Raw genomic sequence first — 25,823 nt, forward strand, 5'->3', positions numbered from 1 at the left:
GTGGGTCCGGCCGCCGGCGACGCGGGTGCGGGTCGGCGGCCGGACGGCGTGCCGCTAGTCGGCGAGGTGGTTCAGGGCGGCCTGGAGCAGGGGCCGGTGCGCGGCGTAGAGCGTGCGTCCGGCGGCGGTGATCGCGGCGTCGAGGTGGACGAGGGAGGCGAACGGCCACCAGGTCGCGTCGGTGGCGTCGTCGGCGGCCACCGCCGTGACCTGGGCGGGGAGCTGATAGAGCGCGCTGGTGGAGGCGACCCACGCGTGGTCGCTCTGGCGCCAGTCGTCGACCAGGTCGCGGCCCAGGATCACCGGCTGGTGGTCGGTGAGGTCCACGCCGGTCTCCTCGCGCAGTTCACGGACCAGCGCCTGCGGTGCCGTCTCGCCGGGGTCGACCATGCCTCCCGGGATGGCCTCGACGCCGATGTCGCCACGGGTGATCAGCAGCACTCGCCGCTGGGAGCCGGTGCCCGCGACCACGATCGGGTCCGCCGCCGCGTTCTCGCCCCAGCGGCCGAGGTTACGGCCGCACTTGCCGGTGCGGCCGAGCGGGTGCACCGGCCAGCCGCGCTCGTCCAACTCGAACGGGACGAGCGCGGCGACCCGGCGTCGGTCCCAGTCGGGCACGTCTGCCGGGGAGGGCGCCGCTTCCGCCCAGTCGGGCACGTGGCGGGCCAGCGCCTCCGGCCGCAGCTCGGGCGGCGTGACGTCAGTAGGGATGTAGCCACTCATGAGGGAGATCTCCTGTTCAGCGGGGCTGGGGGCTGTGGGCGGGCGCCGTGTCCTCGTCGCCGGTCACGCTGATCGGCTCGCCGCACTGGATGAGCAGGCCGGTGACGATCACCGTGTTTTCGATGCGGTTGACGACGGGGCCCTGGCCGGTGCGGGTGCCGCCGGTCTGGACGAGGGCGCCGGTGATGCGGCCGGTGCCGGGGTGGTTCGTGCCCATGAAGGGGTTCTCCTGACGGGTGGTGGTGTCCGGGGCCGGCGGCTCCCGGACGGGCGCGGTCGTGGCGGCCGCGCCGGGTGGTTCGGTTCACGCCGCCGGCGGGGGGCCGGGCGGCGGGCTGGTGGGGCGGGGCCCGAGTCCGGGCGACGGGTGAAGCTGGCGGTGCGGCGGGCGGCTAGTCCCGGACGGGCGCGGGGCCGGAGAGGGCCCGCCGGGTCTCGCTCCAGCGGGGGCCGCCCCGCCAGGGCGACCACGTCTTGACCTGCTCGCGCTCGTGGCGGGTCCAGGCGTCCAGCGGGTCGTCGCCGAAGGCGGCGAGCTCGACGGCGGTGTACTCCGCCAGGGCGAGCTCGCGCAGCCGGGAGCGGGCGTCGGAGCGGATGACAACAGCGGCACGGGAGGCGTCCGCCTCGGCCTCGGCAGCAATCTCCGCCTCAACCTCGGCGAAGTCGTCCCCGGGCTCGGTCTCTCGGGGCTGCGGGCGGGTCCGGATGATGGCGTCGGCGGCCTGCGCAACCCGGCGGCGGTGCGTCTCGGCGCTGTCCAGGTCGGTGGTCAGCCACAGCTGCGGGTCGGTGCCGGTCAGGTCCGCGACCTGGAGGGCGAACTCCTGCGGCTCGTCCCGGGGCGTCTCGGCGGTGGCGGTCGCCGGGGCGGCCCAGCCCTGCAGGACCGTCCGGCCGGTGAGGCGGACGATGTGCCGGGCGTGGGCGGAGGCGCCGGCGGTCGGGCGGGTGCGGGTCGCGGTGAGCACGAGGTGTCTCCTGGTCCTGGTCGGTCGAGCGGCGTGCTGCTGGTGGTACGTCAGGTGCTGGGCCCTGGCGGGCCCGCCGCCTGCCTCCCGGCACCCGTCCCGGCATGGGCATGCCAGGACGGTTCCGAGAGGCAGGCGGCGGGAGACTGCCGTGCTGCGTAGAGAGGGGAGAGAAGGGAGGAGCTACTGGCCGGAGCCGGAGCCGCCGGCCTTCGCCGCTTCGCGGCGGACCTGGTCCTCACGGGCCCGGCGCAGCGCCTCGTCGGCCTGGTTGGAGAGCTGGACAGTGATGGTCGCCATGGTCAGCTCCTCCAGAACGAGCGGTTGACGTGCTCGGGGTCGGGCTTCGGGCTGAGCTTGCGGGTGCCGTCCGGGTTGTACTTCGCCGCCTCGAGCGAGACCTGCGCCTCACGGTGGTGGCGCCGAGCGGTCTCCTCGTCGTACGGCGGGTGCCAGCCGGTCGTGGACATCCCGCTCTCGGACACCGACGTCCGGGACGAACCGGCGCTGGAGCTGCTGGAACCGAAACCCAGGAAGGAGCGGATTCCCATCACTGGCCCTCCGTCCGCTGCTCGGCGGCGGTGGCGGCTACGGCCCGGTCGGCGCCGTGCAGCGCGTCGAGTCGGCCCAGGTGCTCCTGGACCTGACGCTCCAGATCGGCGGCGTTCTCGGTGGCACTCACTGGGACACCCCCAGACCGGCCTGCTGGATCTCACCCTGGGTGCGGGCGTTGTAGTCGGCGGCCGCGGCCTGGCAGACCTCGCGGATCTGGTCCGGGGTGCCGGCCTGGTGGATCGCGGTGTGGAACTGCTCCGCGCGCTCGGCGATCTGTCGGGCCTGCTCGGGCGTCTGCGCCATGATCAGCACCCCGCCATCTGCGGCCGCAGGCCGTCGATGAACTCGGTGACGGCGTTCTGCACGAACCAGCTGATGTGGGTCCAGGTCGTGGCGGCCTTCTCGACGTGCTCCGCGGCCTGCTTCCAGACCTGGGCCACGACCGTGTTCACGGCCCACACGGTGGCGGCCGGGTCGGCGGACGTCAGGTCCCGGATCACGAGGGCGATGACCTGCTCCTCGTACTGGCCCTGGAGCTCAATGGCGGACTCGACGGCCGACACCTCGGAGGTGTCGAGCAAGTCGAAGTCGTGGCTGGCGACCCGGTCGACGATGTCAGTGGCCGTCATCCGCTGGGGGTGGAGCTTGAGAACGTGCAAGATGCTGTTCACGGATCACTCCCGTATCGAGTCGGTCCGAGCGGCTCTGGGGCGTCTAGACCACGCACCAGAGCCGCGCCAACCAGCTAGCAGATTTGCTAACCGGTTAGCTCTCGGCGATGTGGAGAGCATGGCATGCGACGACCCGTCAGCGCAACACCTAACCGGTTATGTCTTGCTTTCCTGGTGGGGAGCTGAAAGAGTCCTCACTATGAGCAAGTACGAGAGGAAGTCGCCGCGCATCGTCGCGGAGCTGCTGTCTGAGATCGCGTCAGGCCGCCGAAAGCAGGGAGAGCAGTTCCTGACGATCGCGCAGCTTGCCGAGCAGTACAGCGTCAGCCACAACACTGCTTCCGGGATCATCAAGCAGCTCAAGACTCTCGGTGCCCTGTCCGGCCGGCCCGGCGGCAAGACCTGGGTGCGTATCGCACCGAAGCAGGCCCTGCGCCGCAACACCCGGTACCACCAGGAGAAGCGGGACGTTCACGCCCAGGAGACCGATCGGGCCGAGCGGGGTGTTGCCGAGTACGACAGCGGAACCTCCGTGAAGGAGCTCCACGAGCTGAATGCCGTGTTCAGCATCATCGACCCGCCCCAGGACATCGCCGACATCTTCGGTCTCGCCCCGGGCGCGAAGGTGCTCAAGCGCTTGTACACCCGCCGGCACGCCGAGAATGCGGGGATGTCCGGGTCCACCAGCTACCTCCCCTACGAGCTGGTCTCCCGCAACCCCGACCTCCTCGACGCCTCCAAGGAACCGTGGCCGGGTGGAACCATGCACCAGCTGTGGACCATCGGCGTCGAGCTGGGCGAGATCGAGGACCGCGTCACCGTCGATATGCCGACGGCCGAGGAAGCCGCCGACTTCGACATCCCCCCGGGCGTGCCGATCATCCGGCTCCGCAAGATCAGCTTCGCCGTCACCGGCGAACCGGTGGAGATCGCCGACATCCCCCTACCTGGCGACCGCATCGAACTCGTCTACAACACCCCACTGGAGAGGTGGCCGTCCGAGTGAACATCATCAGCGTGGTAACGCCGGTGTACGACGGCGGCCACCAGTTTCTGGCCGAGGCGTACCGCTCGCTGTGCGAGCAGGAGCTTCCCGAGGGCTGGACCTGGCAATGGATTGTTCAGGAGGACGGTGAGACCGGCGTGCCGGCGGCCTCTCTGCCAGCCGACGAGCGCATCTCGACCGGTATCGGCCCGCGCGGCGGGGCGGCTATGGCCCGCACGATGGCGCTGACCCGCGTGATCGGTTCGCTTGTCCGCGCCCTGGACGCCGACGACATGCTGCCCGCCGGCGCGCTGGCCCGCGCAATCGACGTCATGACCAAGCACCCCCAGCTCGGCTGGTGCGTCGGAGCCTGCCTCGACCTGCTTCCTGACGGCACCCTGGCCCCCGGCCCCTGCGACCCCGACGAGGGGCTGCTCCGACCGGGCATGCTCGCCGAGGGACTGCGTGCCGGAAACCTCCAGGTCATGGGCACGACCATGACGATCCGCACCGACCTTCTGCGCGCTCTCGGCGGCTGGCCGGCAGTGCCCTCTGGAGAGGACGTCGGTGTCCTGCTAGCCGCCGAGGCCGTGTCGCCGGGCTGGATGATCAGCGAACCGGCCGAGATCTATCGCAAGCACGCTGGCCAGCTGACCGAGACCCCTGCGTTCATTGATCCCGTGCTGACGGCTGCTCGACACTCGGCGATGCTGAGCCGGGCGGAGGCGCTGCACCGGTCCGGCTGGAAGTGGGAGCAGCCCGTCGTGCTCAGCCCGTTCGAGCGGAAGATCGGCGCGTCCCAGGACCCCAAGTGGAGCATCGACCGGCGAGTCGAGATCCACACGGCAGTCAACGGCGTGATCCGCGAGGCTGCCGACATCGTGGGACGGCGCAGCCAAAACGGCCGATGGACGCCGCCCGGCGAGATGGTGGAGGGCGGCAGCAACGGGGGGCTGATCAGCGCCGCCCGGGTGTGGGTGCTGGAGCCACTGACCCGCCGGATGGACGAGGCCCGCCAGGTGCTCGATCGGGTGGAAGGCGAGTGCCTGGACTACTCGGGCATCCGCCGTCCTGACGCCAAGTGACGCTGGTAACGAGCGAAGAGGAAGCCGTCGTGAGTAAGCAGGGAGGCCAGGTGAAACTGCTCGTCGGCCACCGGCCCGTACGCAATCCGAGCGGCTTCCCCTCCTGCAAGGATCGGCGCCGTCGTCAGACAGAGTTCGTCCAGCAGGCCATCGGCCTGGACCTGGCCCAGCAACTGGGGGCCGCCTTCGCACAGAATGCGATGCCAGCCACGGTTGGCGAACTCACGGAGCACGGCCGCCAGATCGATCTGGTCGCCGCCAGCGACTACAACGTCTGCGGTCGTAGCGATCGCACGGGCCACGTCTTCTGGGGCGCGTTCGGTCGTGATCACCACGGTACGCACGGCAGGCGACGCCGGAGGCAGCGTCAGCAGCGGGGAGTCCGGCAAAAGCTGGTGAAGTCGTGCGCTGACGACGGCGATGGCCGGAGCCGGTTCTTGCCCGGCTTCCGCACGCAGCTTCGACAGGACCGGATGGACATCGGCGGGACCGTAGCCCTCGCTGCGCGCAGTGCCCGCCCCCACCAGAACCACGTCGGCAAGCGCCCGCAGGACGCCGAGCAGCGCAGCGTCGGCTGGCGTCGACAGGCCAGCCGATCGGCCGTCGATGCTGGAGGCGCCGTCTGCCGAAGCCACCATGCAGGCCCTCAGCCAGGGCTGCTGTGCCGCCTCAGTGGGATAGCGGTAGAGCTCGGCGAGGCGGAGTTCCAACTGTTCTGTAGGGATGTCGGCCTGGGTGGGAAGCAGTTGGCGCATGTTCTGCAGTCTGTCAGCTCAACCCGGGTCACTGCCTCGCGGGCTCTGCCTCAAGCTGGGCACAGACACGCGCCTCAGAAGTGTTGCGAGCCTCGCCTCCGCTGGCGATAGGCTCGGCCGGATGCCCGTTCTGCGGGCACAAAAGGCGAAGCGGCCCCCACTCGCCAAAGTTGGGCCGCCGCGCTTCGTATGTTCGCCCCCCACGAGAGGAGCCGTTGTCGGTCAGACGGTACCAGCCTTCCCCAGTTCAAGGCGAGAGACACCCGTCTCCTCGCCAGCCTTGGTGTGTCGTCTGGTATGGGCGGACTGGCAGCGGCGGAGAGGCAAGTTCCCCTTTGTCCCGCCCCACCACTCGCGCGGTGTTCGCGTTGAACCCCGCCTTCTCGGAGATGACGGCCGCGCCGAGCGCGAAGATCGCCGATCTCTGTCCACAGGCGACTCCTGGCATCAGTGAGTCCATGATCTCCCCCACCCGGTCGAGTGATCCACACCACTCGATGCCGTGTCACACCGTGCCCGAAAATCCGGCATCTATCTGCATGACCCGGAATCTCGCTCTCCCCAGCCCGGCCTCCCCGGCCGGGCTGACCACCAACACCGGATCGGAGGTGACCAAGTGAGCTCCCCGACCGCCCAGAGCCAGCCCGAGAGCAACTCCATCAGCCAGCGCGGCCCGGTCCCCTCGGTGTCGGTGTTCGCTCACATGCGCAGCGGCCCGACACGAGTCGTGTACCCACTGGACCTGCTGATCCTGGTGGAGCTCGGCTTCATGTTCGGTGAGCAGGCCCGCCAGCCGCAGGACGCGGCCCCCCTGATCGTCACCCCTCCCGCGCTGGTCGAGCGCCTCCAGGGCCAGGGCGTCGTCAGCGCCAACGGCTCCGGCCTGGTCTCCCGAAACTCGGTATACGAGTCGTTCAAGCGTCTCATCGAGAAGGGGTACATCCGCCGGATCAACCTCCGGTCCGAGGACGGCCGACGCTCCGCGGGCGTGGCCTACGAGTACTACGAGTGGCCCGCCTACAACCCTGACTTCCGGCCTGACGCCGATCCGACCGATGACGAATCTCCGCAGGTCAGGTCTGCTTCCGGCAATGCCGGAAGCAGCATTGCCGGAAGCAGAGAGCAAACCGTCACAAATAAGCGATCTCCGCAGGTCAGGTCTGCTTCCGGCAATGCCGGAAGCAGCATTGCCGGAAGCAGAGGCCGCCGGCGGACGTTTCCGCAGGTCAGGTCTGCTTCCGGCAATGGCGAATTGGTTCCACACCTCCAGGAGGAGGTAACTACCTCCTCCCCCAACCCCCTCACGGACACCACCGGTCGCGGGCCGGCTGCGCCGGGGGAGGAGGAGGGGAGGGTCTTCGACCCGAAGGAAACCGCGGCCGCCGTTCGGTTCCTCCAGCTGCTCCCGCCGCCGTGGTCGGTTGGTAGGGCGAAGGCGAAGGCCCTCGCCTGGGCGCTCCTGGACGCGATGGCCGATCAGGGTTGGCCGAGGATCACCGAACTGGACGACCGGTCCCACCGGCTGCTGGTGGGCCAGCTGGTCAAGAACCCCGAGAAGGTCAACAACTACAGCTCGGTGCTGGAGAAGTACCGCATCCCGGACCTGCCGTTGTTCGAGGCCGTGGCCGGTGCGAGCAGCATCCCGTCCCAGAACGGGCAGTCCCGGCCGCCGCAGCTGCCGAAGGCCGACCCGGACTTCAAGCCGGTCCCGGCTCCGGCCGAGGTGGCCGACCTGCTGGCCTCGCTTCGCAAGCCGAACATCTGACCCGCCCGTACAGCACGACGCGGCCGCCGGAAGTACCTCGCCAGGCCCCGGCGGCCGCGTCCGAACCCCAGGAGTGAACCGTGGAATCCACCGCGAGCGTACCCACCCAGCACACCCCGGACGAGATCGACTGGGCCGACACCGAACCGTCGGCCGAGGAGACGTCGCCGAAGGCCCGACGTCGCAAGGCGAAGCCTGAGCAGACCGAGACCGGCTTCGAGCGGGTACCGCCGGGCGGCCGGGAGAAGGACCTGGTCGCGGAGCAGTCCGTCCTCGGTGGCATGCTGCTGGCGGCGTCGGCCATCATCGACGTCTCCAACGTGCTCAGCCCGGACGACTACTACCGCCCGGCGCACCAGACGATCCACCGCGCGATCCTCGACCTGCACAAGCGCAAGGAGCCCGCCGACCCGATCACCGTCGCCCGCGAGCTCGGCAAGCTCGGCGAGCTGGAGCGCGTGGGCGGCGCCTCGTACCTGCACACCCTGGTCAACTCGGTGCCCACCGCGGCGAACGCCGAGTACTACGCCGAGGGCGTGCGCGAGCAGGCCGTGCTGCGCCGCCTGGTGGAGGCCGGCACCCGGATCGTCGGCATGGGCTACGCCGGTGAGGGCGAGATCGACGAGATCGCCGCCGCCGCCGCGGCCGAGATCGCCGCCGTGGTGGAGACCCGCGGCCGTGAGGACGACTTCGTGCTGCCGCGCGACACCGTCGGCACCACCCTCGACAACATCGAGGCCGCCGGCACCCGCGAGGGCATCACCGGCGTGCCGACCGGCTTCGCCGACCTGGACGCGCTCACCCAGGGCTGGCAGCCCGGCCAGGTGATCATCGTCGCGGGACGGCCCGGACACGGGAAGTCGACGGTGGCCATGGACTTCGCGCGGGCCTGCACCATGCCGCGCAACTCCGCGGACCAGCTGATCGAGGGCGCCGGGCTGCCGGCCGCGTTCATCACGCTGGAGATGTCGGTCGACGAGCTGAACATGCGGGCCCTGTCGGCGGAGGGCAAGGTCGGGCTGCACCACCTGCGGGCCGGAACCCTGGACGACGCCGCCTGGCAGCGCCTGGCCGTCGCGGCCCCGCGTTACAGCGAGGCCCCGCTCTACATCAACGAGTCCGCCCAGTCGCTGCCCGAGATCCAGGCCAAGTGCCGCCGGCTCAAGCACCGCGTGCCGACGCTGTCGCTGATCATCATCGACTACGTCCAGCTCATCACCGCCGGCACCAAGCGGCGCGGCGACGACAACCGCCAGCAGGAGGTCTCCGACATCAGCCGCTCGATCAAGCTGCTGGCCAAGGAGCTCGGCATCCCGATCATCATCCTGGCCCAGCTCAACCGCGGCCCCGAGATGCGCACCGACAAGACCCCGATGGTCGCCGACCTGCGCGAATCCGGCTCGCTGGAGCAGGACGCCGACATCATCATCCTGCTGCACCGCCCCGACGCCTACGAGAAGGAGCACCCTCGCGCGGGTGAGGTCGACCTGATCGTCGGCAAGCACCGCAACGGCCCGACCGCGACGATCACGCTGGCCGCGCAGCTCCACTACAGCCGCTTCGTCGACATGACCCGCGACGTGGCCTGATCACCAGATGGCCCGGGAAGGGGCCTGACGGCCCCTCTGGCGGCCCGAACCCCCTCCCCGGCTCCGCCGCTCCGTCCGGGGCCAAGATCGGCCGCCAGAAGACGATCTAGAGCCTCGCCCGGGACGGCTGTTCGAAAACGGCCGCCCGGGCGGCGGGGGCGCCTCGCGCGTGCCCGCGCGCGCAGCCACCCGTCAGGGGCCTACGGCCGTCCGGAAGCAGCGCAGCGACCCCGGTTCTGGACAGGGTTCTGGATATAGAGCAGCACCCACGCTGCCAGGGTGGCAGCACCGGTGCTGCCACCCCCCTCCGTTCGGCGGGGGTGTTCGAAGGGGTCCGTGGGGGCTGCCTCGCCCGGTCCGCGGCGAGGCCGGCCGGGCTCGCGCGTCGCGCGCGAAGACCACCTGTATCGAGCCTTCGGCGTCCGGGAGGGCGCGTCTACTTCTCTGACCACTTCTCTTAAATGGTGTCCGCGTGGTGCGGCCACCCCCGTCCGCGTGGTGCGGCCACCCCTGCCGCCTGAACGAGCCGGACGCGACGTCGTCGGCCTCGCGCGCGAAGACCACCTGTAGGTGGCCTTCGGCGTCCGGGAGGGGCTCGACGCGTTCTCTCTCTACTTCTCTTAAGGGTGTCCGGCTCATGGGGAGATCCCCGTCCGCGTGGTGGGGAGACCCCCGCCCGACTGGTGAGCAGACCCCCGGTCAATCCGAGCGGTTCGGAACCATCCTTGCGGGTTAGCAAAACATTAGATCCAGACTTAGAAACTGCACTACGATGGACGGCAGGAGGTACGTCATGACCGAGAGGATCGACCCGATCGACGCGCTGCTCGCGGAGATCGACGAAGAGGAGCTCCCGCCGCCGGCCGAGCGCAAGCGGCTGCGCCTGGCGGCGAAGCTGACCCGGGGCCGGGTGGCCGAGCGGGTCGGGGTGAGGGAGGAGACGATCTGGGCCTGGGAGACCGGGCGCAGCGACCCGCGGCCGCCGCAGCGCGGTGACTACGCCCGGCTGCTGCGCGGCCTGGCCGCCCGCTTCCCCGCGCCCCAGTCACCGGTGGCGGCCGTGGTGCCGGAGGCGTTCGCCGCCGCCCCGGTGGCCGAGCAGCCGGCCCCGGCGGCGCAGCTGGTGATGCTGGACCAGAACCCGGACGGCTCGCTGCTGATGGCCGCGCCCGCGCCGTGTGTGCAGTGCGGGCAGCCGTCGGTCTACCGCGCCCAGGGGACGCCCATGCACCTGGGCGGGTTCTGCCGCCCGGTCGCCGCCGTCCCGGCCGTCCAGCAGCAGCCCGCTCCCGTCGCCCCGGCCGCCGCGGCGGCGCCGGAGCCGACTGCCTCGGTCGCTCCGGTCGCTGCGCCCCGCCAGGCCGCCCCCGGGGCCACCCCTGCGGCTGCGCCGCGCATTCCCGGGTCGTCCCGTCCGGCTGCGTCCTCGCGGGCGCGCAAGGCCCCGGTGAAAAAGACGGCCGCGGCCGAGGGGCTGGCCGACTGGGAGCAGGCCGCATCGGCCCGCTTCCCGGCCGGCTCGCTCGCGGTGCTGGACGTCGCCCCGATCGGCCGGGCCCTGGTCGCCTACCTCGCCGACGGCACCCAGGCGCCGACCGCGCCGACCGGGCGCACGCTCGCCGACGTCGTGGAGTGGGCCCTGGAGGTGAAGCTTGGCTCTCCGCGTCTGCACCGGCACGGCAAGGACGGCGACGCCCTGGTCGTCCTCACCGACGCCGCGCTCGCGGAGCTCGGCCTACCCGCCATGGGCCGCGACGAGAAGAAGGACTTCGTCCAGCGCCTCGGGCAGCTGCCGAAGACCCACAAGGCCGTCAAGGCGTTGGAGAAGGCCGGCTGGCTGCTCACCCAGCGGGGACTTGGCCCGTGGGCCCGGGTCTACCGCACCCCCGAGGACGGCAAGCGCCAGTGCGTCCAGCTGTGCATCCCCGCCTGGGGCGCACTCACCTCCGGTGGCTGGCAGATCCCCGACGGCCTCGATGCCCCGGGCCTGGCCCGCCTGCTCGGCACCTACGCCACCCGCGTCCTGACCCCGCGTGGCTCGACCGCCGTGTCCGGCCTGGAGCTGGTGACCGCGCTGCGCCCGCCGACCCGCGCGGTGCGCACCGAATCGGGCTGGACGTCGGGTGCGGTGGAGGGCTCCCGTTCGCGGGCGTTCGATCCGGCGCCGCCGGAGGTGCTGGAGATGCACCCGCTTGCCCAGGACCGGGGGCCTGGGCAGGAGTTGGTGACGGAGGCGTGGGACTGGTTCCGCGAGCTGACCGAGGACGAGAAGCGCACGGCGTTGTACGCGGTCGGCCTCGATGTGAACATGGCATTCCTCGCCGCCGCCGGCCGCCTCACCCTGCCGCTGGGCCCCCCGGTCCACGAGTTCAACCCGGCCTTCGACAAGCGCATCCCCGGCTCCTGGCTGGCGGACCTCTCCCACGTGGAGACGGACCCGCTGCTGCCGTCGCCGTTCACCGCGGACGGCTCCCGGCCGACCGGGCCCGCCTGGTACTCGACGGTGAAGCTCGCCTACGCCATCGAGCTCGGCGCCACGGTGCAGCCGGTCGAGGGCTGGCTGCGCCACGAGCACGGCCCCTACCTGGACCCGTGGCACAAGCACCTGCGGGCGGCGTACCTGGACACGATGGCCGCCCTCGGCGTCCCGACCGACCTCGCGGACACCGACCCGGTGGCGTTCCTGGACACCATGGCCAGCCTCAAGACGACCGGCGACCCGGCGGAGCTGGCGGTGCTGCACGCGATCAAGCAGACCGCCAAGGGCACCATCGGCAAGATGCGGGAGCGCCCGCGCGGCCAGGGCTACACGCCCGGCGAGCGCTGGGCCGCACTGGAGCGGCCGACCTGGGACCCGCTGATGCGCGCTCTGGTCATCGACACCGCCACCGTCAACCTGCACCGCAAGCTGCGCAGGATGGTCGCCGACACCGGCCTGCACGCCTTCGCCGTGCTGTCCGACTGCGCGGTCTTCGCCTCACCCGGCCCCGGCGCCCTGGACATCCTCACCAAAGCCGACGGCACCCTCACCACCTCGCTGCGCCTCGGCGTCAGCCCCGGGATGGTCAAGTTCGAGGGCTCCCGGCCGATGGCCGAGATCGCCGAGCTCATCGCCGACGACACGAACCCGGCCCGGCACATCAAGACCGGCGGCGTCGTCTCCGCCGACGAGTAGCCGCACCCCGGCCGGGCCCGCACCACGCTGGCCCGGCCGGCGCCCACAGCGCACGACCTATCAGCAGCGGGCCGCCCAGTTGGCGGCCCGGAACAGGGAGGGACTCCGTGGAGCACGACCCGCGCGCCGAGCAGCTCGCCATCGCCTACTGGAACCACACCCGGACGGGTTCGGCCGCCTGGGTCCGCCTCAAGCCGGAGATCCGGGCCGAGCTGACCCAGCAGGCCGGCACCTGGCTGCGCGCCGCGCAGGCCGCGGGCATCGCGGCGCCGCCCGCCGCGCCGAGCGAGGACCACACCGCCCTGTGGCTGGACGACCAGGGCGGTGTGTGGAACGACGTCCCGACCAGCGACGGCGACGACCTGGCGCTGCCGCTGGTCCACGCCCGCGAGGAAGCCGTCTCCCGCCGCGACCTCGAGGAGCGCGGCCACCGCCTCACACTCATCGGCTGGACCCGCTGAACCCCGGCCGCCCGGCGCAGGCCGCCGGGCGGCCCCACCGCCGCCACCACGGAAGGAGACCTCACGTTGGGCGAGATCGACGAGGGCCTGGAGCGCGCCGAGCGCACCCGCCCGATCCCGCAGTCCACCGCCGCCCGGATGCGGTTCCTGCTCAAGGGCGCCAAGGGCTCCACCAAGCAACTCGCCCAGGACCTCGGCGTCAGCCAGCGCACCGTGCAGCGCTGGCTCAAGGGCCAGGGCGCCCCGAAGCCGGCCGCCGCGAAGGCCATCGAGACCAAGGTCCGCGCCGGCTGGCAGCCGCGGGTGAAGCAGCGGGTGCGCCGCGACGCCGAGAAGAACGGCTTCATGCTCCACATCCAGGCGACCTTCGGCTACAGCGCGGCCGGCGGCTCCACCGACGACCCCCGCCAGCGCATGATCACCCAGAAGATGCCCGGCTCGGTGGCCCAGCGGCTCTACGCCGCCCGCGACGCCGGAGCCAGCCAAGACGAGCAGGAGCGGATCCTCGCCGAGGGCCTGCGCGAGCACTACTTCAAGGACAACGGGCACCGCGCCCGCGGCCTCGACGTCGAGCTGAACGACATCGCGTGGATGGACGTCGAGCTGTAGCACCCCCAGCGGCCATCGTGTCGCCGAAATAGGGCCATCCCCGGCCGCCGAAAAGGCGGCCGGGGCTTTTCTTTGACCGATCTAATTCACCGGAGGCAATTCCATGGAGTTCCACGAACAGCAGTTCCACCTGCCGGTGCGCCGCGACCAGGACGGGACGCTGGTGGTCGCGGCCGACTTCGTCACCGGCCTGCTGCGCGGCATCGCCGTCACCTGGCAGGAGTGGGCACACGGGGACCTGCCCGGCATGGACCCGGACACCGCCGTCGGGCTCGGCGCGGTGCTGGCCGATCTCGCCGACCAGCTGGACGTCGAGTGCATCGCCACTGCCAGCCAGGCCGGCCCCGCCCACTGACTCACGCCCGCACCCGGCCCGCCCCACTCAAGGCCCGCCTCCCCGCCCGGGAGGCGGGCCTTTCGCATGCCTCGACGAAGGAGAAGCTGCTGATGCCGACGCTGCACTACGCCCCCGCCGCCGCCCGCACCCTGCACTGCCTGCAACGGGGTCGCCGGGCCGATGCGGCGAAGCTGCGCCGGGTCCGGCGCGCTCTCGACCAACTCGCATCCGACCCGCGCCACCCCGGCCTGCGCACCCACCGCTACCACGCCCTGCCCGGCCACATCGGCCGGCGCGTCTGGGACTCCTACGTGGAGACCGGCGCCGACGCCTGGCGGATCTACTGGACCTGGGGCCCGGCCGACCACCAGGACGACGTCGTGGTCACCGTGCTGCTGATCGGCCCGCACCGCTGACCGCCCCGGTACCCGTCGGCGGCCAGCTCGTTGACCCGGCATGGGCTCTGTGAGTGACCAGACCGAGGCGCTGATCGACGCGGTGTGCGAGTTGACCGAGCGGGTGGACGCCGATGGCTGGTCGCCGTCGGCGACCGCCGACACGCTGGGCGCCGTCGACGCACTGCTCCAGCTCCTCGGCCGCCTCGGCCCCGAGGCCGACACCGCGCTCCAGCCGGCGCTCGCCGCCACCGCCCGGGTGCGGGCCCTGCTCGCCGCCGGTACCCTCCCGGCCGCGCCGCCGGCCCGGCGCCGGTGGCAGGACGGGCCGCAGCCCGGCGACCGCCCCGAGGACTGGGCCGAGCGCGACCCGGACGTCGCCGAACGGCTCTGGTTCGAGGAGCAGCGCGCCCTCGGCTGGCAAGGACCGGGCAGAGGCTGGCATGTTCGCGGCCGAAAAATCCCAGCTCACATCCCTAGCGAAGGTTGATCAGCCGGGTCTAGTGTTCCCGCCACGGCGGCCCCACCACAGCACCACCGGGCCGCTGAGCAAAGCAGCCGCGCCGTGACCCCGGCGCTGCTGGCCTCCCACCGGCCGGGCCCCGCGGAACACCCCCCCTGCTTCCCGGGACCCGGCCGGGCTGCGCTCCGTCCCTGGACGCTCGCACACACGGCGCGGGCCTACGGGGCGGTGTGCCTGCGGCGGGCTCGGGCGACCTGCTGCATTTCGGCCTCGGCCAGGTGCTGGCGGCCGGCGGCGAGGTCTTGGCGGACCTGCTCCTCGACGGCGGCGAACACCTTGTAGTAGGTGCGGTCGTACGCCTCGATCAGCTGGTAGGTCCACATGCCCGGGATGACGTCCCGCCCGAGGAGCTCCCGCTCGACCAGGCCGGCCTGCTCCTCGTGCCCGGCCTGGCGCAGCATCCGCACCGCCTCGGCGAGCATCCGGTCGGCGCCGCCGGTCATGTGGTGCACCGCGTACAGGTGGCCGCGGGCCCGCTCGGTGTACTCCGGCGCCTTCGTCAGCATCCCCAGCGCCTCGACGGTCGCGTCGTCCACCCCGGAAGGTCGGCGGTGCGCCTCGTCCGGCTCGTCGGCCCCGACGTCATCTGCCACCGATGCCTCCCGACGTGCTCGCCCAACCCCCTTTGCCGTCGTCCGGCTTGGGAGCAGGCGCATGCGCAGGAGGGCCGACCGGCGGTCAGGCCGCCGGTTCCTGCGCGGTGTCCGGGCGGGCGGCCTGCTTGAGCTTCATCGTGGCCTTGTGCCGGCTCTCGGCGCCGGCCCAGTACGGGTGGGAGTACAGCTCGGCGCCGACCGCAGCGAAGGCGCTGCGCTTGTCCTCGGTCGGGTCGGCGGCCCAGTCGGCCTCGGCGGTGTACCAGCGGCGCTGGAGTTCGAGCAGGTCAGCGGGGAAATCGGTGTCGGACACCGGCCCATCGTAGGTCGCACACCCGTACGGCTGACGGCACGGCACTCCTGGGTCGGGACGAAGCGGCGACACGGTGCCGCCAGAACGGCCCCACGGCCCGGCCATGGGCGGCTACCGTCGACACCACAGGGCCCGGCCCGGCCGGGCCGGCGATGAGGAGAGGGGTGGTGGGGATGAGCGCCCAGCCCGCCGAACGAGGGAGCGGTCGTCTCGGACTGCCGCCGATGGACACGGTGCAGGAACTGCGCGCCGCGCTGCGCGCCAGCCACGGCTTCCCCGGCGACGCCGAGCGCCTGGACGCCGAACTCGCCGAGCAGCTGCTGCGCCGGGTGCCGGTGGACCGGCTCGACCAGGTCGACCAGGTCCCCGCCGTCGTGGACCTGGTCGCGGTCGCCGAGATCGTCGCCGCCTACCGCGGCCGCGTGCTGCTCGCCGCCGACCCGGAGACGTCCGACGCCGTCGACCAGGCCGTCGCCGACCTGCTGGCGCGGCAGGGCGCCGAGTGACCGACCAGCACCAGCAGCCGGACCACCCGGCGGTCGCCGTGGTCACTGACCGGGCCGCCCAGCGCGCCAAGGAGCTCGGCGCCGGCGAGGCCCTCGAGGCGCTGCGCGCCGAACTCGAACAGCACCCGCGGCTCGGCCGTCCGATCCGCACCGTCACCGAGGGCGGCCAGCAGGTCGAGCTGTACTCCACCCGGATTGAGGGCGACCCCGTCGAAGGCCGGCCCGCGCTCAACGTCGTGCACGCCTACGCCCCCGCCCCGCCCTGGCCGCCGACCGTGCGGATCGCCGCCGTCGTCCCCGAAGACCCGCTGCACCCCGCGCCGTAGAACAGGGGCTGGCCTGGCCGCGCCCGCTACGCTGCTGCCGGTGCCCGCCGGACCCGAGACGCACAATCCGGGCCATCACCGGCGGGCACCGCGCCGCCGTCGGCCTGGGACAAAGCTGAGACACACCCTGTCCCAGCCCCGCCCGGTATGCCCGATTCGCTAGGACAGTCCCACCCTAAAACCCCAGGTCACGACGCTCTGCGTCCGGACCTGGGACAAGGTGGGACAGCCGGCCGCAAGTGGCCGCTGTTCTCTGACACGGGACCTTGACCGTTTGCCATTCGATCTTGACTGCCAGCAGGTTCCTGCCACCTGATCTTGACCGGCAGGGAAGCGGTGGGGGTTGCCGCGCGGGCACACGGCGATGCCGTGCTGGCGGCCGGTCCCGCCGGGTTTGGGTCCGCGGGCGAAACCCTGCAGGTCAGAGCGATTGGATGTGCCAGGATCGCCTGCCATGGAAAACTGGGAGGAACTGACCGTCACCGAGCAAGTGCTGGTCCGCCGCGCTGTCACCGGCACCAGCCCGCGCGGCAGCGCGCAGCACATCACGGCCGTGCTGCGCTGGGCGGGCTCGCCCGAGGTGCCCAGGCGGCGTAACGCCTCGCCTGCGGAAGAGCTGGAGCTCGTGCCGGAGCTGGCGGTGGCGACGCGCCGGCTAGTGGCGGACGGGTGGTTGAACGTGTGTCGGGCCCTGAGTACCAGCTTTGTCCAGGAGGACGGCCCGGCGGTCACCGGCCTGGAGCTGGAGCAGGTGGTCACCGACCCGGCGACGTGGCTGATGCTGTCGGGGAACGGGGCTGACCAGCCCGTCCTCTCGCTGCGGGCCACCGCCGAGGGTCGCCGCCGCTGGGAGGCTCGGGCGTACGCGTCGGACGCCCGGGCCACCATCCACGAGCTGGACCTGACGGAGGACGAGGACCGGATCCGCGTGTGTGCCATGGAGGCGAGCGGCTGGCTGACCGGCCCGTTCGGGGTTCTCGCCGATCTGCCCTCCGGACTGGAGGGAGAGGAGTTGCGGGCGTACGTGGCGGCGGAACTCGCCCCGCTGGTTCGGTTCGTCCGAAATGGAATGATCGAAGTGCTGCACGTCGCGGAGCCGGACGTCGAGGGCACCATCATCCCGTCTGCGGATCTGCTGGACGCCTTCAGTGACCGGGAGTTGCGCTGCGATGACCGCGACGACTGGGGCGTGGGGTTCACCTGCATCCTGACCCAGTCGCTGGCAAACGCGCTCCGCTAGCGTCCTGAGCCAGAGGCTCAGGAAGACCGCCGAAGTCGAGGGGGCAAAGTCACTTGGCAATCGGTCACGATCACCTGTCAGAGGACAGCCGCCGGCCTTCGTCAGGGCTCCCGGAACCGGATCAGCGGCGGGTGCTCTACGGCGTCCGGGTCGGCCCGCGGGTCGTAGACGGCGAGCCCGGCCGCCCGCACCCGCCCGGCGATCCGCAGCCACTCCTGGTGGTCCGCCTCGGAGGTGAGCACCGAATGGTCGACGTTCGGGTCCTCCAGCGCCAGGCCCCGGACGCGCTGGAGCTGCTCCAGTGCCTTCTCCGCCGCCCGGTCAATTTCCGGCGGCGTCATCCCGTCCGCGTCCCGGCACACCAGCGCGCGGTGGAAGTGCTCGGTGTCCGGGTGGAGCTCCAGTTGCTCGTCGGCCGGGCGCAGCCAGCGGGCCGGGATGGTGTGGGCGACCGTGCCGGGGAACGTCAGGGCCTGGCCGTCGGCGTCGGTGACGATGCCGGTGATCTCGTACTCCTGGCCTTCGGCGAGGTCGAGGGCTGCGGCCTGCTCGGCGGTCAGCCGCAGCGCGACGCGCCCGGCTGGGACGTCCCGGCTGACCACCACCATGTTGGGTTCCTCGCCGAAGCCGGTCACGGTCACCGTGATGCGCCGGCCGCGGACCAGGTGCAGCTGCATGTTCGCCCGCCACTGCTCGGGCGTGTCTCCCGGACGGCGCAGCTGCTCCGGGAGCCGCTGGGGGATGCTCGCGATGTAGGTCTCGCCGACCACGACGTCCCCGGTGCGCATCCCTGTCTCCTCGCCCGTGCTCTGTCTCCATCGTGCCCGGATCGGGGCCGTGCACCGCATCCGCAAAGCCGGTGAGTTTCGCCCCGGCCCTGGTGAGTTCCGCCCCGCAGAACTCCCCACCGCAGGTCACAGCAGTGGCCCGCCGCGCCGGAAGCGGAGCGACGGGCCACCGGGCCGCACGGCTACGCCTGGAACTCGGCGCTCTTCACGCCGTAGAACGTGGCGTCCGCCGGCCGGTTCTTCTCCAGCTCGTCGGCCAGCTGCGTCCACCCGTCGCCGCGCCGCACCACCCCGAGGAACTTCCCCAGCGCCTCCTTGTCGTCCCACAGCTCCTGTGCCGCGCTGATGATCAGCGACTTGAGCCGCTCGTTCTCGCTCACTGCGTTCCCTCCCGGTCGTTGGACAGGCACAGCCCTACCCGTTGGTGATCGCCGGTGAACACAGAGTCAGCGCGGGCTGCGGCCGGCCGCCTCCAGACCGAGCACGCGGGCGGCCTCCATCACGGCGGCCAGCACCGGCAGCTCGCTCTCGAAGTCGCCCAGCACCGAGGAGGGCATCGCCGCGGCCACCGAGCACACGGTGACCAGCGCGATCCGCTCGCCCATCACCAAGACGGGCAGACCGTCGGCGACCACGCTGCCAGCGACGACGTCGGCGCCGAGGTCGTACACCAGCTCCTCGTCGAGCTGCCCCTCGCCACCCGGGACGACCTCCCGACCGGAGGCCCGCTCCACAGCGTCGGCCGCGCGCCCCAGCACCGCGCGGTGCCCGGCCTCCGGCTGTCGGGCCGCGAGCTCACGCACCCACTCGGCCGCCCGGCGCCCCGCCTCCGACGCTTCGGCGAGCACCTCGTTCACCGCCTGCTGCTCCCGCTGCTCCTGGTCCTCGTCCTCGGCGGCGGGCTCGGCGGCCACGGGCAGGACGGTCATGTTCGTCATGACCGGTGAACTCACCAGCACCGTCAAGGTCACGCAGGCCGGTGAGTTTCGCCCCGCAAGGGCGGTGAGTTTCGCCCCGCCAAACTTTCCACCGCAGGTCAGCCCGTACGCGGCTGCGCACCGCGCTACGCGAATCCCGCACCATGCGCAAGGTGCCGACCGCCGTCCCCACGGCGTTGCGCTGCATCCCGCAAAGGGCCGGTGAGTTTCCCGCGCACTGGTGAGTTCCGCCCCGCAAGGCCGGTGAGTTTCGCCTCGCTCAAACTCCCCAGCGCAGGTCAGAGCATGTGCGAGGCCGCCCGCTCTCCGACCCGCTCCTGCGCATCGCCCGGCTGGAGAGCCGGACCCGGCACCCCGCGCCAGGCGACCGCCCGCACCGCATGCGCAGCCGTCCCGCACCCGCGTTTGCGCATGCGCGACGGCGCCCACCCGCACCGCAAGCAGTCCTTGCGGGATGCGCAGACCCAAGGCGAGCCCGGCCTTGCGGGGCGGTCCGCGGTGAAGGCCGGCGTCGAGCTGCACCGGCCGGTTCCGCGCTGCACCGTGCAGCGCCCCAGACGGGCCGCCGGCCGGGAGCAGCACCAGGTCGTGCTGCACCTGCTGCACTCTCCGCCCGGAGTGCAGCACGCCCCGGGACAACCTGGCCGGGCGCGCTGCAGAACCTCCTTGTCCCGCCCGCCGGGCCCGGGGTTTCGCCCCGGCGCCGACCGCCGGGGCGAAACCCGACCCGGGTGCTGATCTCGGCGGCTACCATCCCGGACATGGACAGCGCCCCGTCGACCGCCGCCACCGACCAGCCGGCCGACAGCGCGGCACCGGCTCGGCAGTGCGCCCGCCCCGGCTGCTCGAACCCGGCGCCCAAGGGCCCGACCGGGCGCCCGAAGCAGTACTGCTCCCGCTCCTGCCGTAGCAAAAACGACCGCGCCAAGGCCAAGGCCCGCGAAGCAGCAGCCGAGACCGCTGCACCGCTGCCCGCTTTGGCCGCTGCACCCGTCCCCGCTGCTGCACTGGACCACGCTGCACCTTCTGCACCTGCTGCACCTGCTGCACCGCCCGGCGCTGCCCCTGCTGCACCCGGGGCCGCCGTCCCGGCCGGGGACGACCGTTGGGGCGAGGACGGGCAACACCTCCTCGGCCTCGCCGACGCGCTGCGCCGCAAGCTCACTTGGTTCCTGGAGGAGACCGAGACCGGCGACCCGGTCGCCGCCTTCAAGGAACTGGCCCTGCGGCTGCCCGGCTACAGCCACCGCGTCTACTCCGCCGCCCAGGAGATCCGGGACAAGACCCGCTGGCCCGACCTCACCGAGCGCGAACGAGTCAACCGCCGCATGCGCGAGCGGATCGACATCTGGGACAACGACACCGCCCCGGCCGACGACGACCAGGACGACAGTTCCGCCCCGCGAGGCGAAACCCCGACTGACTGCGACGATCAGGAGCAGCCCGCCGCCGCGGCGCCGGCCGTCGCCGACCCGGCCCTGCCCGCCGCGCCGGTTGCCCTGCCCCGCCAGCAGACGGACAACCCGCCGAGCGTCCCACCGGAGCCGTACCTGCGCGGCCTCGGCCGGTTCGACCTCATCCAGAACATCAGCACGCTGATGCAGCAGCCGGGCTGGGACCTGGCCGGGTGGACCCGGGCCCCGGGCCTGTTCTACGTCCGCAAGGCCGGCCGGGCGCTCGCCTGGATCGAGCACGGCGCGGCCCGCCTGGACGGCTGGGCCCTGGTGATCGACGGCCGCTTCGTCGCCGGCCCCGCCGACCGGAGCCGCCCGCTGGTCGCCAACACCGCCGAGTTGGCCGCCCTGCTGGTGCGCCAGGCCCTGGAGGAGGGGCTGATCGACGCCGACGCAGCCCCGGTCCTTGGCTGACCGGCTGGGCATCTTGTGAGGCGTCTTCTCAGACACCTTGTCAGGCGCCTTGTGGAGCGCCTACCCGGGTGTCTTGTGAGCACCTGACGATTCGCCCCGGCACTGTATAGCTCCAGGTCAGAACCTGTGTGGGGCGGTCCGGAAATGCCGACAACCCCTTCTCCTTCTTGGTCTTGGTGGGTGTGGTCGGTTGGTCGGTTCGGGGTTCGCGCCTGCGGCGGGCTGTTGGTCTTTTCGCGTCCGGCGGTGCCGGCCGCGGCCTGCGGGGCCGGGCGACGGCCGTTGACCAGCCCCGCGCCGGGTGCCACGTAGGCACCACCGCAGGTACCACCGGGCACACCACCGCAGGTGGTACCGCAGCTACCACCGTAGGTACCCCGCCGTCTTCGCGTACTGCCGTGCGTTTCCGCAGATCAGAGCCGGTTTCAGGCGCGCCGGAAATTCAGACAACCCCCTCTGTCTGGCCCTCTCCCCGGTTGCTGGTGGTGTGGTGGGTGCGGTTTGGGTGACGGTCCGGACGGCGGGGCTTCTGCCCTGCCGGGGGCTGTTGGGTGTTGGTGCGTCCGGCGGTGCCGGCCGCACCGCCCGACGAGCAGCTGCCCGCCACCGGGCCGCCCCCGGCCTCGTTGAACGGCCGTGAGCAACCCGTCGTCCGCCCGGCGAGCCCTTGGCCCCGGCGCCGCCCGCGCCCTCGGCCCCCAACGCTCCCCAGGCCGCCCACAGCCGCCCTGGGCGGCCCCGCCCGCCGTCTCGGACTCACCAGCCCGCCCGGACGCCGCGCAGCCCGCCCCACGGCCCGCCGAGCAAGCCGTCGACGCCATCGCCGCGCTGCGCCACGTCCGCACCCCGGCCGCCGTCCTCGAGTCCGCGCTCCACCTCGCCCAAGCCCTCCTGGCCCGGCCCGGCGAAGACCCGCTCCTCCTGGAAGCCGCCGAGGGCCTGGCCGCCGTCATCCCGCAGTACCTCCCCGCCGCCCGCACACCGGCACCGACGCCGTCGGCCCCGCCCGTCCGGCTGCGCCCGGCACCGGAGCCGACCGTCTCCGTTCTCGGCACCCTGCGGGCCTGAGCCCCGGTCCGGATCCGCCGGCCACCGCGTACGGCGTGCCCGCGGCGGGTAGTGTTCCGGGCAGTGCCCAAGGCGCCGTCACGGCGCGCGTACGGGCCCCGGCGAGGCGAAACCGCCCGCCGCGCATCCCCGGGTGTTTCCCCGGGGCCGTCCCCGGGTGGTGCCCCGGGGGGATCCTCCCGCCAGGGTTTCGACATCTGCCCAGGTCATCCCCACAATTTGGGCGCCACGGGATTGCCGACAACCCTCTCCCCCCCTCTCCTTGGCTGTTGGTGTTGGTGGTTGGCGGCTGGGTGGGGCGGTACGGTCTCGGGTTCGCTCCGGGTCCGGCGGGCCCTGCTGCCGCTCCCGGGCCGCTGTGGCCCTCCCTCCCGGCCGGGCGGCCGGGCGCCTCCCGGTGGTCGGCGCGCGGCGGGGGCGGGCGGTGGCGAGCGGTGGCGGGCGGCCCGGTGTCGGTGGTGTGCGGTAGAGCAGAGAAGATCAGCACCACGAACGACCAGCCGGGGGCAGGGCATGAACCACGACCAGGACGACGGCCAGCACGAGCAGCACGACGGCCAACAGCCGGCGCCCCGGCCCGGCCGGACCAACTTCCGCCGCTCGGCCCGCAACCCGAACGGCTCCGGCGCCGCGCTGCGCGCCGACGTCCTCGCCGTCCTGGGAGTGCTCAAGGTCGTCACCTACAAGCAGCTGCACGCCCTCATCGCCAACGACGAGTACCGCGACCACCACCGCACCGAGCACGTCGCCGAAGCCGTCCGCGACCTGATCAAGCACAAGCTCGTCGAAGAGCGCGGCCGCACCAGCACCATCGGCGCCCTCCAGCCCGGCGCCAGGCCGCAGCCCACTACCCGCTCCGCCCTCGGCGCCAGGAGCAGCGGACCAGGCGAGAAGATCTTCGGCCTCACCCCGGCCGGACTGCTCGCCGCCGCCGAGGCCCTGGGCGACGACCGCGAGATGGGCGGCCACGCCCGGGGCGCCGGAGAGACCGGCGCACCCCACGCCATGCTCGTCAACGAGTTCATCATCAGCGCCGTCACCGGCACCACCACCCACGGCGCACCACCGCGCGACGACGACCGCCAGGCCCCACCCCGCCGCGCCCTGCCCGAGGGCCCGCTGCCCGGCGGCCTGGACGCCTGGGCCACCGAAGTCGCCCACCCCATCGTCGGCAAGCAGACCGTCATTCCCGACGCCGTCGTACGCCTGCCGGAGTTCGGCCACCCCGTGCTCTTCGTGGAAGTCGACCGGGGCACCATGACCGACATCAATAAGGTCGCCGGCAAGCTCGACAACTACCACCGGTGGTTTAGCAAGCTGGTCAAGGAAGGCCACCACGAACGCCCGAAGTTCGAGATCGACTACGGCTCCCTCACCGCCCCCGGCTACGGCTACCACCACACCGACGTGCCGCGTCCGCCCGTCCTGTTCGTCTTCGACCGCGGCCTCAAGGGCGGCCGGCCCCGCTTCACCGAGAAGGGGCTGTACGCCCGCATCGACGCCTTCGGCGCCGCCACCCGCCACCACTGGGAAGGCCGCTACCACGAAGAGGAAGGAGTGGAGTACCAGACCTTCAAGGGCAAGATCCCCGTCCTGGCCACCACCACCGACCGCCTACTCTCCGGCGGCTTCCTCGGCCCCGACACCTGGTGGCGCTACGGCCTGGGCACCTGGACCGACCTCGCCTACGCCCTCGACCCCAAGCCCGACCGCGCCCTGATCCGCAAGCGCCGCAAGGCCCGCCAGGACCAGGAGCACGCCGACGCCCAAGCGGCGGCCAAGGCCGAGCAGGACGCCCTGGACGCCAAGCAGCGCGCCAAGCTGCTCGCCGCCCGCGCCCACAACGACGCCCTGCACCCCTGCTACACCTGCCACGGCCCGCTCGGCGGCGCCCACGGCTCCAGCCACGAACTGGACGAGAACACCCATCCGGACCGCCTGGAATGCCCCTCCTGCGAGCTCAGCCGCCGCGCCGCGATGGGCCGCCCCATCATCCTGGAGCTGCCCACCGCCCGCGCCCTCCGGCGGGCTGAGAAGAGCGGCCCGCCCGACGACGACCCGTGGTGGCAGGTGCGCCTCCTCCACGCGAAGCGCTGGCCGAAGCAGGCCCGAAGCAGCGGAGAAACTCCCCGCGATATCACACAGATTCCACGCGGCCGATCAGTGCCAGACAAGCGCTGAAAGCACAGAACGTAAGCGCATGCATTCCGAACCCGCCCACCCAATTGAGGATGGGCGGGTTCGCACCTTTCCACAGGAATCCAGAGCCACACTGAGCCATGCCAACAAAAAGCACCCCGGACACCTGCCAATTCCACGAACCATTCGCGCAACGCTGCACAATCGACCAACCTCGCACCACGAGAGAAAATCTCCTCGCCCTCCTCCAGCACTACACCCACGGCCCACTCGACCTTGGCCACCTCCACCATCCGGACACCGCCACCCACACCGCCCTGAACCTCCTTGCCCAGCTCCTCAACACCCGGCCCGCCACGCTGCGCCGCCACCTGCGAGGTACCCGCCGACCGGCGGGCCGCAAGCTGCGCGCTGCCGTCACCGATCTGTTCCGGAGGGAGTTCTGCGTTCAGAACCAGCTCGACACCGAGGTCCGGCGGGTCCGTGAGGAGTCAGGCCGGGCCCGCCGCCGCGCCGTCCTCGCAGCCCGTGAGGAAGAGGACCAGTGGCTGCGGCAAGCGGTCCTCAAGCGCTACCTGGAGAGCTGACCGAGGACCCGGCCGGGCGGGGCCGGCACTGCAACGCGGGGTGCAACACGGGTGCAACGCGGGGTGCAACACAACGACAGCGTTGCACCTCTGACCTGCGGAAATGCATGCGCAGAAGGCCCCCCGGCCCGCGTTGCACCCCCGCGTTGCACCTGCCGCCGGCCTCCAAGCAGCAACCCACCAGCAGCTGTCCGCCCGGCACCGTCACCGACCAGGAAGCCGACGAGATCCGCCCACCCTGCGTGCGGTACCGCCCCGGGCCGCCGCCCGGCACCACCAGCGGCCTCAAAACCCGCACCCGCCCAACGGCAGGAATCTCCGACAGTCGAATTCTGAAACACTCCAGCGAATTGCAGGAGACGCGAAAGGCGGCTCACGCAAAGAGTCCGAATGCTACAATAGCGACAAGAATTCTGGCCGCTCTCCAAAAGACTGAGAAGCCGCAAAATCGACCGGTCCACACTCGCCCTGCGGCGGGATCTGCTGACAGTGCAGGACTGATACACTCCTGATGGATGGCCACCCTGCGGCCGGATCGGCTCGGTCGGTCAGAGTTCATCTGGACCACGGTCTAGACCAATCCGGCGGGAGTGAAGCTGACCCGCACGTGCCCCCCAGCGCCACCCCTCCCCCTAGTCAGCCTGCTGTAAGCTCGGCCAAAATCCCAGTTCAGCGATATGATGGAGCCTCAACCATCGGAGGGAGTGGAGCGAAGCGGAGTGACCGACTGGCCCGAGCGAAGCCGGGCCGACCTGACCGAAGGTCAGGTCACGGACACGCGGAGCGGGTCCGCCGGCCGTCCGAAGGACGGCCGCGAACGGAGGGCCGAAGGCCCGTAGGGACCCGCTCCGCGGG

General features: G+C 71.9%; 30 protein-coding genes. 17 read left to right on the forward strand and 13 right to left on the reverse strand.

Annotated elements, in window-relative coordinates; translation table 11 throughout:
- Positions 1–54: 54 nt before the first annotated feature.
- The 7 genes from ACIBCA_RS36420 to ACIBCA_RS36450 form a co-directional block, all read right to left on the reverse strand.
- Positions 55–723, reverse strand: coding sequence for an NUDIX domain-containing protein (locus ACIBCA_RS36420; RefSeq protein ID WP_396287468.1), 669 nt, complete (start codon positions 721–723; stop codon positions 55–57).
- A gap of 16 nt (positions 724–739) precedes the next feature.
- Positions 740–940, reverse strand: a complete 201-nt coding sequence (locus ACIBCA_RS36425) for a hypothetical protein (protein ID WP_396287469.1) — start codon at positions 938–940, stop codon at positions 740–742.
- 175 nt (positions 941–1,115) lie between these two features.
- Positions 1,116–1,694, reverse strand: coding sequence for a hypothetical protein (locus tag ACIBCA_RS36430; RefSeq protein WP_396287470.1), 579 nt, complete (start codon positions 1,692–1,694; stop codon positions 1,116–1,118).
- A 302-nt stretch (positions 1,695–1,996) separates the two neighbouring features.
- Positions 1,997–2,245 carry a hypothetical protein gene (locus ACIBCA_RS36435; protein WP_396287471.1) on the reverse strand — a complete coding sequence of 83 codons (249 nt, stop codon included), beginning with the start codon at positions 2,243–2,245 and terminating at the stop codon, positions 1,997–1,999.
- The gene (locus ACIBCA_RS36440; protein WP_396287472.1) at positions 2,245–2,376 is read right to left on the reverse strand and encodes a hypothetical protein; all 132 of its coding nucleotides are present in this window, start codon (positions 2,374–2,376) and stop codon (positions 2,245–2,247) included. Before ACIBCA_RS36440 ends, ACIBCA_RS36435 begins: the two co-directional genes overlap by 1 nt.
- Positions 2,373–2,552: a hypothetical protein gene (locus ACIBCA_RS36445; RefSeq protein ID WP_396287473.1), complete on the reverse strand. Its 180-nt coding sequence runs from the start codon at positions 2,550–2,552 to the stop codon at positions 2,373–2,375. The genes ACIBCA_RS36440 and ACIBCA_RS36445 overlap by 4 nt, the downstream gene beginning before the upstream one ends.
- 2 nt (positions 2,553–2,554) lie before the next feature.
- Positions 2,555–2,920 carry a hypothetical protein gene (locus ACIBCA_RS36450; RefSeq protein ID WP_396287474.1) on the reverse strand — a complete coding sequence of 122 codons (366 nt, stop codon included), beginning with the start codon at positions 2,918–2,920 and terminating at the stop codon, positions 2,555–2,557.
- A gap of 199 nt (positions 2,921–3,119) precedes the next feature.
- Here ACIBCA_RS36450 and ACIBCA_RS36455 point away from each other — a divergent pair, with 199 nt between their 5' ends.
- Both ACIBCA_RS36455 and ACIBCA_RS36460 read left to right on the forward strand, forming a co-directional pair.
- A complete protein-coding gene (locus tag ACIBCA_RS36455) occupies positions 3,120–3,926 on the forward strand; it encodes a GntR family transcriptional regulator (protein WP_396287475.1) in 807 nt (268 codons plus the stop codon).
- Entirely contained in the window at positions 3,923–4,990 is a 1,068-nt protein-coding gene (locus ACIBCA_RS36460) for a glycosyltransferase (protein ID WP_396287476.1), read from the forward strand. The genes ACIBCA_RS36455 and ACIBCA_RS36460 overlap by 4 nt, the downstream gene beginning before the upstream one ends.
- Here the strand turns inward: ACIBCA_RS36460 and ACIBCA_RS36465 are convergent.
- Positions 4,957–5,745, reverse strand: coding sequence for a pyrimidine reductase family protein (locus ACIBCA_RS36465; protein WP_396287477.1), 789 nt, complete (start codon positions 5,743–5,745; stop codon positions 4,957–4,959). The two genes, ACIBCA_RS36460 and ACIBCA_RS36465, sit on opposite strands and share 34 nt — an antisense overlap.
- Before the next feature lie 703 nt (positions 5,746–6,448).
- Here ACIBCA_RS36465 and ACIBCA_RS36470 point away from each other — a divergent pair.
- The 8 genes from ACIBCA_RS36470 (at position 6,449) to ACIBCA_RS36505 (ending at position 14,566) form a co-directional block, all read left to right on the forward strand.
- The gene (locus tag ACIBCA_RS36470; protein ID WP_396287478.1) at positions 6,449–7,510 is read left to right on the forward strand and encodes a hypothetical protein; all 1,062 of its coding nucleotides are present in this window, start codon (positions 6,449–6,451) and stop codon (positions 7,508–7,510) included.
- 80 nt (positions 7,511–7,590) lie between these two features.
- The gene (dnaB, locus tag ACIBCA_RS36475; protein WP_396287479.1) at positions 7,591–9,099 is read left to right on the forward strand and encodes a replicative DNA helicase; all 1,509 of its coding nucleotides are present in this window, start codon (positions 7,591–7,593) and stop codon (positions 9,097–9,099) included.
- A 793-nt stretch (positions 9,100–9,892) separates the two neighbouring features.
- Positions 9,893–12,274, forward strand: a complete 2,382-nt coding sequence (gene tap / locus ACIBCA_RS36480) for a telomere-associated protein Tap (RefSeq protein ID WP_396287480.1) — start codon at positions 9,893–9,895, stop codon at positions 12,272–12,274.
- A gap of 107 nt (positions 12,275–12,381) precedes the next feature.
- Positions 12,382–12,735, forward strand: coding sequence for a hypothetical protein (locus tag ACIBCA_RS36485; protein WP_396287482.1), 354 nt, complete (start codon positions 12,382–12,384; stop codon positions 12,733–12,735).
- Between the two features lie 66 nt (positions 12,736–12,801).
- Positions 12,802–13,344 (forward strand): telomere-protecting terminal protein Tpg, encoded by a 543-nt coding sequence (gene tpg, locus ACIBCA_RS36490; protein WP_396287483.1) that lies wholly within the window; start codon positions 12,802–12,804, stop codon positions 13,342–13,344.
- Positions 13,345–13,447: 103 nt separating this feature from the next.
- Positions 13,448–13,699, forward strand: a complete 252-nt coding sequence (locus ACIBCA_RS36495) for a DUF6213 family protein (RefSeq protein WP_396287484.1) — start codon at positions 13,448–13,450, stop codon at positions 13,697–13,699.
- A gap of 92 nt (positions 13,700–13,791) precedes the next feature.
- Positions 13,792–14,097, forward strand: a complete 306-nt coding sequence (locus tag ACIBCA_RS36500) for a type II toxin-antitoxin system RelE/ParE family toxin (protein WP_396287485.1) — start codon at positions 13,792–13,794, stop codon at positions 14,095–14,097.
- A gap of 49 nt (positions 14,098–14,146) precedes the next feature.
- Entirely contained in the window at positions 14,147–14,566 is a 420-nt protein-coding gene (locus ACIBCA_RS36505; protein WP_396287486.1) for a hypothetical protein, read from the forward strand.
- Between the two features lie 191 nt (positions 14,567–14,757).
- Here the strand turns inward: ACIBCA_RS36505 and ACIBCA_RS36510 are convergent, their stop codons facing one another.
- Both ACIBCA_RS36510 and ACIBCA_RS36515 read right to left on the reverse strand, forming a co-directional pair.
- On the reverse strand, positions 14,758–15,192 hold the full coding sequence (locus tag ACIBCA_RS36510; RefSeq protein ID WP_396287487.1) for a hypothetical protein: 435 nt from the start codon (positions 15,190–15,192) through the stop codon (positions 14,758–14,760).
- An 85-nt stretch (positions 15,193–15,277) separates the two neighbouring features.
- Complete coding sequence (locus ACIBCA_RS36515; RefSeq protein WP_396287488.1) at positions 15,278–15,508, reverse strand: hypothetical protein; 231 nt, start codon at positions 15,506–15,508, stop codon at positions 15,278–15,280.
- Between the two features lie 173 nt (positions 15,509–15,681).
- Here ACIBCA_RS36515 and ACIBCA_RS36520 point away from each other — a divergent pair, with 173 nt between their 5' ends.
- The 3 genes from ACIBCA_RS36520 (at position 15,682) to ACIBCA_RS36530 (ending at position 17,580) form a co-directional block, all read left to right on the forward strand.
- Positions 15,682–16,014 (forward strand): hypothetical protein, encoded by a 333-nt coding sequence (locus tag ACIBCA_RS36520; RefSeq protein ID WP_396287489.1) that lies wholly within the window; start codon positions 15,682–15,684, stop codon positions 16,012–16,014.
- Positions 16,011–16,340 carry a hypothetical protein gene (locus ACIBCA_RS36525; RefSeq protein WP_396287490.1) on the forward strand — a complete coding sequence of 110 codons (330 nt, stop codon included), beginning with the start codon at positions 16,011–16,013 and terminating at the stop codon, positions 16,338–16,340. The genes ACIBCA_RS36520 and ACIBCA_RS36525 overlap by 4 nt, the downstream gene beginning before the upstream one ends.
- Before the next feature lie 454 nt (positions 16,341–16,794).
- The gene (locus ACIBCA_RS36530) at positions 16,795–17,580 is read left to right on the forward strand and encodes a hypothetical protein (RefSeq protein WP_396287491.1); all 786 of its coding nucleotides are present in this window, start codon (positions 16,795–16,797) and stop codon (positions 17,578–17,580) included.
- A 101-nt stretch (positions 17,581–17,681) separates the two neighbouring features.
- Here the strand turns inward: ACIBCA_RS36530 and ACIBCA_RS36535 are convergent, their stop codons facing one another.
- The 3 genes from ACIBCA_RS36535 to ACIBCA_RS36545 all read right to left on the reverse strand — a co-directional run bounded on the left by ACIBCA_RS36535 (position 17,682) and on the right by ACIBCA_RS36545 (position 19,306).
- Positions 17,682–18,368, reverse strand: a complete 687-nt coding sequence (locus ACIBCA_RS36535; RefSeq protein ID WP_396287492.1) for a hypothetical protein — start codon at positions 18,366–18,368, stop codon at positions 17,682–17,684.
- A gap of 182 nt (positions 18,369–18,550) precedes the next feature.
- Positions 18,551–18,748: a hypothetical protein gene (locus ACIBCA_RS36540; RefSeq protein ID WP_396287493.1), complete on the reverse strand. Its 198-nt coding sequence runs from the start codon at positions 18,746–18,748 to the stop codon at positions 18,551–18,553.
- A 66-nt stretch (positions 18,749–18,814) separates the two neighbouring features.
- Positions 18,815–19,306 carry a hypothetical protein gene (locus tag ACIBCA_RS36545; protein ID WP_396287494.1) on the reverse strand — a complete coding sequence of 164 codons (492 nt, stop codon included), beginning with the start codon at positions 19,304–19,306 and terminating at the stop codon, positions 18,815–18,817.
- A gap of 761 nt (positions 19,307–20,067) precedes the next feature.
- Between ACIBCA_RS36545 and ACIBCA_RS36550 the strand changes: the two genes are divergently transcribed.
- The 4 genes from ACIBCA_RS36550 to ACIBCA_RS36565 all read left to right on the forward strand — a co-directional run bounded on the left by ACIBCA_RS36550 (position 20,068) and on the right by ACIBCA_RS36565 (position 24,968).
- On the forward strand, positions 20,068–21,174 hold the full coding sequence (locus ACIBCA_RS36550) for a hypothetical protein (RefSeq protein ID WP_396287495.1): 1,107 nt from the start codon (positions 20,068–20,070) through the stop codon (positions 21,172–21,174).
- 636 nt (positions 21,175–21,810) lie between these two features.
- On the forward strand, positions 21,811–22,242 hold the full coding sequence (locus ACIBCA_RS36555; RefSeq protein ID WP_396287496.1) for a hypothetical protein: 432 nt from the start codon (positions 21,811–21,813) through the stop codon (positions 22,240–22,242).
- Positions 22,243–22,755: 513 nt separating this feature from the next.
- On the forward strand, positions 22,756–24,423 hold the full coding sequence (locus ACIBCA_RS36560; RefSeq protein ID WP_396287497.1) for a replication-relaxation family protein: 1,668 nt from the start codon (positions 22,756–22,758) through the stop codon (positions 24,421–24,423).
- A 98-nt stretch (positions 24,424–24,521) separates the two neighbouring features.
- Positions 24,522–24,968, forward strand: coding sequence for a hypothetical protein (locus tag ACIBCA_RS36565; protein ID WP_396287498.1), 447 nt, complete (start codon positions 24,522–24,524; stop codon positions 24,966–24,968).
- Positions 24,969–25,823 lie beyond the last annotated feature (855 nt).

The organism is Kitasatospora sp. NPDC051170, from assembly GCF_044455705.1.
In the GTDB taxonomy this organism is placed as follows: Bacteria; Actinomycetota; Actinomycetes; order Streptomycetales; family Streptomycetaceae; genus Kitasatospora.

Bases quoted from the DNA above. Each gene is read 5' to 3' on its own strand.
- tap (WP_396287480.1), top strand. From the start codon at position 9,893: ATGACCGAGAGGATCGACCCGATCGACGCGCTGCTCGCGGAGATCGAC.
- ACIBCA_RS36420 (WP_396287468.1), bottom strand. From the start codon at position 723: ATGAGTGGCTACATCCCTACTGACGTCACGCCGCCCGAGCTGCGGCCG.
- ACIBCA_RS36425 (WP_396287469.1), bottom strand. From the start codon at position 940: ATGGGCACGAACCACCCCGGCACCGGCCGCATCACCGGCGCCCTCGTC.
- ACIBCA_RS36465 (WP_396287477.1), bottom strand. From the start codon at position 5,745: ATGCGCCAACTGCTTCCCACCCAGGCCGACATCCCTACAGAACAGTTG.
- ACIBCA_RS36560 (WP_396287497.1), top strand. From the start codon at position 22,756: ATGAACCACGACCAGGACGACGGCCAGCACGAGCAGCACGACGGCCAA.
- ACIBCA_RS36495 (WP_396287484.1), top strand. From the start codon at position 13,448: ATGGAGTTCCACGAACAGCAGTTCCACCTGCCGGTGCGCCGCGACCAG.
- ACIBCA_RS36500 (WP_396287485.1), top strand. From the start codon at position 13,792: ATGCCGACGCTGCACTACGCCCCCGCCGCCGCCCGCACCCTGCACTGC.
- ACIBCA_RS36545 (WP_396287494.1), bottom strand. From the start codon at position 19,306: ATGACGAACATGACCGTCCTGCCCGTGGCCGCCGAGCCCGCCGCCGAG.
- ACIBCA_RS36520 (WP_396287489.1), top strand. From the start codon at position 15,682: ATGAGCGCCCAGCCCGCCGAACGAGGGAGCGGTCGTCTCGGACTGCCG.
- ACIBCA_RS36565 (WP_396287498.1), top strand. From the start codon at position 24,522: ATGCCAACAAAAAGCACCCCGGACACCTGCCAATTCCACGAACCATTC.
- ACIBCA_RS36455 (WP_396287475.1), top strand. From the start codon at position 3,120: ATGAGCAAGTACGAGAGGAAGTCGCCGCGCATCGTCGCGGAGCTGCTG.
- ACIBCA_RS36445 (WP_396287473.1), bottom strand. From the start codon at position 2,552: ATGGCGCAGACGCCCGAGCAGGCCCGACAGATCGCCGAGCGCGCGGAG.
- ACIBCA_RS36550 (WP_396287495.1), top strand. From the start codon at position 20,068: ATGGACAGCGCCCCGTCGACCGCCGCCACCGACCAGCCGGCCGACAGC.
- ACIBCA_RS36535 (WP_396287492.1), bottom strand. From the start codon at position 18,368: ATGCGCACCGGGGACGTCGTGGTCGGCGAGACCTACATCGCGAGCATC.
- ACIBCA_RS36435 (WP_396287471.1), bottom strand. From the start codon at position 2,245: ATGGGAATCCGCTCCTTCCTGGGTTTCGGTTCCAGCAGCTCCAGCGCC.
- ACIBCA_RS36470 (WP_396287478.1), top strand. From the start codon at position 6,449: ATGCGCAGCGGCCCGACACGAGTCGTGTACCCACTGGACCTGCTGATC.
- ACIBCA_RS36530 (WP_396287491.1), top strand. From the start codon at position 16,795: ATGGAAAACTGGGAGGAACTGACCGTCACCGAGCAAGTGCTGGTCCGC.